The 4,465-nt window shown below is 59.3% G+C and carries 3 protein-coding genes; 2 read left to right on the forward strand and 1 reads right to left on the reverse strand.

The genetic code is table 11. The features are described 5' to 3' along the window. Window positions 1-175 precede the first annotated feature (175 nt). Both lepA and C6W91_RS20740 read left to right on the forward strand, forming a co-directional pair. Window positions 176-1,975 (forward strand): translation elongation factor 4, encoded by a 1,800-nt coding sequence (gene lepA / locus C6W91_RS20735; protein ID WP_065272964.1) that lies wholly within the window; start codon window positions 176-178, stop codon window positions 1,973-1,975. Between the two features lie 493 nt (window positions 1,976-2,468). Continuing rightward, the gene (locus C6W91_RS20740) at window positions 2,469-2,912 is read left to right on the forward strand and encodes an MmcB family DNA repair protein (protein WP_370571555.1); all 444 of its coding nucleotides are present in this window, start codon (window positions 2,469-2,471) and stop codon (window positions 2,910-2,912) included. Window positions 2,913-2,924: 12 nt separating this feature from the next. Here the strand turns inward: C6W91_RS20740 and C6W91_RS20745 are convergent, their stop codons facing one another. Then, entirely contained in the window at window positions 2,925-4,226 is a 1,302-nt protein-coding gene (locus C6W91_RS20745; RefSeq protein ID WP_370571556.1) for a hypothetical protein, read from the reverse strand. Window positions 4,227-4,465 lie beyond the last annotated feature (239 nt).

Here is a 4,465-nt window from a genome sequence, read left to right on the forward strand (position 1 = left end):
TGCTCATACGTGGGTCTCCTCTGTGAGCAGTTACCACGTCAGCGCACAAAATTCAGGATAGTCCCCTCAATCTGCGGCAATTGCGCCCCTCCTGCCATGCACCCTTAAAAATATCGCTGGGTGGCCTCACGCGCGCGCTTGACCAAACTCAAAATCCGAACCATATCCCCAGACCATGACAGAGCTCTCAAAGATCCGCAATTTCTCCATCGTCGCCCATATCGACCATGGCAAATCCACCCTCGCTGACCGGCTCATCCAGGAGACCGGGACGGTGGAGTCACGCGATATGAAAGAGCAGCTTCTGGACGCGATGGATATCGAGCGCGAGCGCGGCATCACCATCAAGGCCAACACGGTTCGGATCGACTACAAGGCCGACGATGGCGAGACCTATGTGCTCAACCTCATCGACACCCCCGGTCACGTCGACTTTGCCTATGAGGTCTCCCGCTCCATGCGCGCGGTTGAAGGCTCGCTGCTGGTTGTGGACAGCACCCAAGGGGTCGAGGCGCAGACGCTGGCCAATGTCTATCAGGCGATCGATGCGGATCATGAGATCGTCCCGGTGCTGAACAAGATCGACCTGCCCGCATCCGATTGCGATCGCGTGGCCGAGCAGATCGAGGATGTGATTGGCATCGACGCAAGCGAAGCCATTCAGGTCTCGGCCAAAACCGGGCAGGGCATTCACGAAACGCTGGAAGCGATCGTACAGCATCTGCCCGCTCCCGCAGGCACCCGCGATGCGCCGCTCAAAGCCATGCTGGTGGACAGCTGGTACGACGCTTACCTGGGCGTGATCGTGCTGGTGCGCATCATGGACGGCGTCCTAAAGAAAGGCATGCGGGTCAAGTTCATGTCGAACGACACCCTGCACCATGTGGACCGGATCGGCGTCTTCCGCCCTGCCATGCAGGTGGTGGATGAACTCGGCCCGGGTGAGATCGGCTTCCTGACCGCCTCGATCAAGCAGGTACGCGACACCCGCGTCGGCGACACCATCACCAATGACCGGAACGGCTGCGAGGTGGCTCTGCCGGGCTTCAAACCGGCGCAGCCGGTGGTGTTCTGCGGTCTCTTCCCGGTGGATAGCGCCGAATTCGAAGACCTGCGCGACGCCATCGACAAGCTGGCTCTCAACGACGCCTCCTTCAGCTTTGAGATGGAGACCTCGGCGGCGCTGGGCTTTGGTTTCCGCTGCGGTTTCCTGGGCCTGTTGCACCTTGAGGTGATCCGCGACCGGATCGAGCGGGAATACAATATCGAGCTGATCACCACGGCGCCGTCGGTGATCTATCACGTCTACATGAAGGACGGCGAGAAGATCGACCTGCACAACCCGGCCGACATGCCTGACATGTCCAAGGTGGATCACATCGAGGAACCGCGGATCAAGGCGACGATCCTTGTGCCGGATGAATACCTCGGCGATGTGCTGAAACTCTGCCAGGACCGCCGCGGCATTCAGGAAGACCTGACCTATGCCGGCACCCGCGCCATGGTGGTCTACGATTTGCCGTTGAACGAGGTGGTCTTTGACTTCTATGACCGGCTGAAATCGGTGACCAAGGGCTATGCCTCCTTTGACTATCACCTGACGGGCTACCGCGAGGACAACCTGGTGAAGATGTCGGTGCTGGTGAATGACGAGCCAGTGGATGCGCTGTCGATGATGGTGCACCGGGACCGCGCCGAGATGCGCGGCCGGGCCATGTGCGAAAAGCTGAAGGACCTGATCCCGCGCCACATGTTCAAGATCCCGATCCAGGCGGCCATCGGCGGCAAGGTGATCGCGCGCGAGACCCTGTCGGCGCTGCGCAAGGACGTGACCGCGAAATGCTATGGCGGCGACGCCTCGCGCAAACGCAAGCTGCTGGACAAGCAGAAAGCGGGTAAGAAGAAGATGCGTCAGTTCGGCAAGGTCGACATCCCGCAAGAAGCCTTCATCTCGGCATTGAAGATGGATAGCTGAGGCCGTCTGGCGAAAAATTCGTGTAGATCAAGGGCGCCATTCCTTTAGCGGGAGTGGCGCCTTTTTGTTCCTGGGGTAACTGCGCGGTCGGCCGCTGTGGTCTGACGGACGGGCAAATGGGCCGACGGGGCGCCGAATTAACCGGCAGGTACTTGTGACGGCATGCATCCTGCACTGGGCCGGATCAGACCCAAGCAGCGTTCGTAGGTGAGGAAAAGTGGCGGGACCACCAGGCAACCGTGCGGTTTTGATTCCCGAGGACCTGTATGTACAGGTGGGCGCCAGGTAAACGGACCAGGATCCGAACAGAGCCAGCTCCCTCGGAATTGCTTAAGGCCACTGGAATGCTACCTGTCACAAGAAGGGCAGAACCCGCCACGGCCCTAGGTAGTGTGCGGGCGCTGCGGCGGCAAGGGGCAAGTGGTAAGAGTTTTTGCCTTTACCGTCCTCGGGCTTGCATTTTGTTCCCTAATTGTTCACTTCTGGTGCCATGGTGGATGAGAATGATCTGGAGCGGTTTCAGCCTGGTCAGCGGCTGGCGCGCGGGGTGGCGCGGTATTTGCGCTCGCTTGGCTTTGTCTCGGTCGAGGAATTCGTGCCAACGCGCGGCCTGCGCGTTGATCTGATGGCGCTGGGACCCAAGGGCGAGCTTTGGGTGATCGAATGCAAATCCAGCCGCGCCGATTTCCAGTCAGACAGCAAATGGCAGGGTTATCTGGAATGGTGTGATCGCTACTTCTGGGCGGTAGACACCGAGTTCCCGGTCGAGATCCTGCCGGATGAAACCGGTCTGATCATCGCCGATGCCTATTACGGCGAGATTGTCCGCATGGGGCCGGAAGAGAAGTTGGCCGCAGCCCGGCGCAAGAAGATGACGCACAAGCTGGCGATGGACGCTGCGCGGCGGCTGCAGGCCGTTCTCGACCCCAGAGTGTAGCAGATGTGATCCTCACATGCGCAGATCGACCGCTTGTTCTTGTTTCAGGATCTTGTCGACCTGACCGCTTGGCAGGGCCAGCGCGACAGTGCCTCCGTTTGCCAGACCTTTGACTGTGACCGAGCTACCATCGCCAAAATTGATGAGCAGGGCATCGTCCTTCTTTACGATGGTGGCGCTGGCGGCTTTTTCGCTGGAGACCATGAGGGCCAGATCTGCACCGTCCGAAAGGGTGACCACGTCATTGCCCTCGGCCGCGCCATCCTGCAGCGCCATGGTAAAGCTGCCTTTTGACAGCAGAACCGTATCGTCGCCTGTCCCGGCACCAAATGTGACATGCCCCTGCGCTGCCAAGGATAGCGTGTCATCGCCGCTGCCTGTGTGCAGGCGGGCGTACCGCGGGAAGTCCAGCCCGTCCCCGGATTGATCATTCAGCACCACATTGACCACATCATTGCCGTCGCCGGTTCTGACGCCGTCCAGAACAGTGGCGTTAAGGGTCAGAACATCGTCGCCCGATCCGGTATCCAGTCGTGACACGACCCCCGCGCGAATGGCCAGGCTGTCATTGCCATCGCCGGTGTTCACCTGATTGATGTGGCGGGCCGAGATGCTGAGCGCGTCATCGCCCGTACCGGTATCGAGTCCCGTGATCGTTTCCGCATTCAGAGCGACCGCGTCATTACCGCCACCGGTCGAAATCTTGCGTATCGTCCGTGCTGAGATCGCCAAGGAATCGGCGGCGGAATAATTGGCATAATACGTGGTCATCCGCGCCCCGCCGGATTTGTAAACGACCAACTCGGTGCCTCGGTTTTGCCGGTCGGTATGCACGTCCTCGACCACATCGCCGGTCAGGGCTACGGCGTCCGATCCATCACCGGTTTCGATGCCCTTGATCACCCCGCCAGCGTAGGACACGGCATCGTTGCCAGAGCCGGCGCCGAAGGTGTTTGGAGGGGGTGGAAAGAAGGCGTGAATATCGCCCTCGTCTGTGACCATCAAAAGCATGAGGTGGCTGCTCTGGCTGTTGTCCTGTTGCAGCGTGGCGAGGGCCTTTTGCATTTCTTTGGTTTTCAGCGCGAAGGCAATCGCGCGCGCATTGTCCTCCAAGCGTTTCATGTTGGCCTCCGCTTCCTTGCGCTGCTCTAGGCGTTCGGCGCGCTGCACCTTCTGGCTTTCTTCCAGAAGGGTTTTGGCGCTGGCCCCTTTGGTCCAATCGGTGGCTGTGGTTTCCGCAGTCGCCGCCAAATCCGGTGTGTTCGTGCCAGCATAAAGGCCGGTAAAGCTGTTGATGCCGAAAATGGAGTTCATAATCTGCGCCCCTCTAAATCCAAATGAATGGCCTTTAGGGTCGCGCTGGAGTCTCAAAAAGAAATTAATCGCGCTGAAGGAAGCAGTAACGTTTTTTTGTTTAGTCGCGAGGTTTCATAGCTACTTGGCGTTAAGTGGCTTGCGTAGCAGTAAAGTTTCCACGCTCGGGTGGGAGGGAATGTCCCGATCGATGTTGAAAAGCGTTTCGGGCGACGCTGCGGATTTCATGGTTATGCGGC

It is taken from the genome of Phaeobacter sp. SYSU ZJ3003 (assembly GCF_041300735.1).
Lineage (GTDB): Bacteria > Pseudomonadota > Alphaproteobacteria > Rhodobacterales > Rhodobacteraceae > Phycobacter > Phycobacter gallaeciensis_A.

Excerpts from the sequence above, each read along its gene's own strand:
- lepA (WP_065272964.1), top strand. The coding sequence starts at position 176 with ATGACAGAGCTCTCAAAGATCCGCAATTTCTCCATCGTCGCCCATATC.
- C6W91_RS20745 (WP_370571556.1), bottom strand. The coding sequence starts at position 4,226 with ATGAACTCCATTTTCGGCATCAACAGCTTTACCGGCCTTTATGCTGGC.